At 67.6% G+C, this 1,792-nt stretch carries 4 protein-coding genes; all 4 read right to left on the bottom strand.

Features of this window, described 5'->3' with window-relative positions; all coding sequences use genetic code 11:
* Positions 1 to 685, bottom strand: a 685-nt coding sequence (locus AC1DU6_RS29825) for an IS66 family transposase (protein ID WP_477861639.1), incomplete at its 3' end; no start/stop codon positions are given.
* Between the two features lie 103 nt (positions 686 to 788).
* Positions 789 to 1,097: an IS66 family insertion sequence element accessory protein TnpB gene (gene tnpB / locus AC1DU6_RS29820; RefSeq protein ID WP_477861637.1), complete on the bottom strand. Its 309-nt coding sequence runs from the start codon at positions 1,095 to 1,097 to the stop codon at positions 789 to 791.
* Positions 1,098 to 1,117: 20 nt separating this feature from the next.
* A complete protein-coding gene (tnpA, locus tag AC1DU6_RS29815) occupies positions 1,118 to 1,462 on the bottom strand; it encodes an IS66-like element accessory protein TnpA (RefSeq protein ID WP_477861635.1) in 345 nt (114 codons plus the stop codon).
* Positions 1,463 to 1,517: 55 nt separating this feature from the next.
* On the bottom strand, positions 1,518 to 1,792 hold a 275-nt coding region (locus tag AC1DU6_RS29810), incomplete at its 5' end, for a response regulator (protein WP_477861633.1).

The following is a 1,792-nucleotide window of genomic DNA, read 5'->3' as shown; positions in this document are numbered from 1 at the left end:
CGTCGGCGTGCAGCACCGGCTGGCGCAGAAGCTGCGCGGCCAGCGCGTCCACCAGCGGCTGCAACTGCACGCCGCACTCGCCGACCCACTGCGCCAGCGTGGAGCGAGCGATGGCGTGGCCGGCGCGCTCGAAGATGGCTTCCTGGCGGTACAGCGGTAGGTGATCGAGGTACTTAGCGACCAGCACCTGGGCCAGCAGGCCGGTCGTCGGCAGGCCCTTGTCGATGATGTGCGGGGCGACTGGCGCCTGCACGATCCGCTCGCAGCACTTGCACACCCACTTGCCGCGGATGTGGCGCTCGACGGTGAAGACGCCGGGCTGGTAGTCGAGCTTCTCGGCCACGTCCTCGCCGATGCGCTGCATGGCCTGGCCGCATCCGCAGTTGGTGTTCTCAGGTTCATGGCGCACTTCGCGGCGTGGCAGGTGCGCCGGCAGCTTCTCGCGCCGAGGCTGTTGCCGCTCGCCAGCGGCGCGCCCTGGCTGCAGCGCCTCAATCTCGGCGGCCACCGCTGCCAGGTCGCTGTCCAGTGTCTCGTCCAGCAGGCTCTTCTGCTCGGCGCTGTAGCGCTCGCTCTGCGCTGCGAACTTCAGCCGCTTGAGGATCGCGTTCTCGTGCGTGAGCTTCTCGATGACGGCCTGCTTGAACGCGGCCTCGGCACGCGCGGCACGCAGGGCGTCGCGCAGTTGCTGGGTATCGAGTGTGTCGAGGTCGTCGGCGATCACGAGTGGTAATGGTGCCCGCCGTGGGCCTCGTCGACCATCGGCAGATGCCGCAATGGACGCGGAGCTACAGCAGCGTGATGACGCCGGCCTCGCCGACGTTCTGCCAGGGCAGGCCAAGCACCAGGGCGTCGAACTGAGTGCGRCCGAGGCTCAGCGTGCCGGTGACGTCGCGAGGCCAGACGAAGCGGCCCGCGTTGAGGCGGCGAGCTGCCAGCCACACCCCGATACCGTCGTGCACGAGCACCTTCATCCGGTTGGCTCGGCGGTTGGCGAACAGGTAGGCGTGGTGTGGGCGAGCAGCGCCGAAGACGGCGACCACGCGCCGCAGGGCGGCCTCGGTGCCGGCCCGCATGTCCAGCGGCTCGACTGCCATCCACACCGCATCCACCCGGATCAACGCAGCATCTCGCGCAGCCAGGCGGCGCAGGAAGCAGCGCCCGCCATCGGCCAACGAACCCGCACATGGACCGGGCCTCGCTGCAGCTCCAGTTCGATGGACTGCGGCGGCTCGCAGGGTGGGGCTTCAGTGACCACCGAGACCGGAACAAATGCAGGGTGGCCGGCGGGCTCGCCATGGTGCCCAGCCACGCGCCGCCACTTGTGCACGAGGTTGGCGTTGAGGCCGTAGCTCATCGCCACCTGGGCCACGGACGCGCCAGGCGCCGCACATGCGGCGATGACTTGGCGCTTCAGGTCTGCATCGTGTCGCCGGCGACCGGCCGGCTTGGCGTCTGACATGGTGTCCACCTAACTGGTTTAGTGGACACCATCCTGGCAGTCGTCGACGGGCCGTTCAAGGTGAGTTCGCCGGACGCATACCTTCTTGGATCTTGGTAGCCAGGTCATCGAAGGTGAACGGCTTGGTGATCAACCGGACGCCGGGATCCAACCGCCCTTGGTGGACGATGGCGTTGCGTGCATAACCTGTGGTGAACAAGACCCTGATATCCGTGTATAGCTCCTTGGCCTTCGCCGCCAAATCTTCACCCGTCATGCCGCCAGGCAAGACGACGTCGGTGAACAGCAGATCGACACGCATGAGGCTGAGGACATCGAGCGCGGATCGAC

This window comes from Roseateles sp. P5_B10 (genome assembly GCF_056400485.1).
Note: the sequence above shows the minus strand (reverse complement) of the source record. Positions and strands in the feature narration are given on the sequence as shown.

Coding starts and splice junctions, on each gene's coding strand:
- tnpA (WP_477861635.1), bottom strand. CDS start 1,462: ATGTCAGACGCCAAGCCGGCCGGTCGCCGGCGACACGATGCAGACCTG.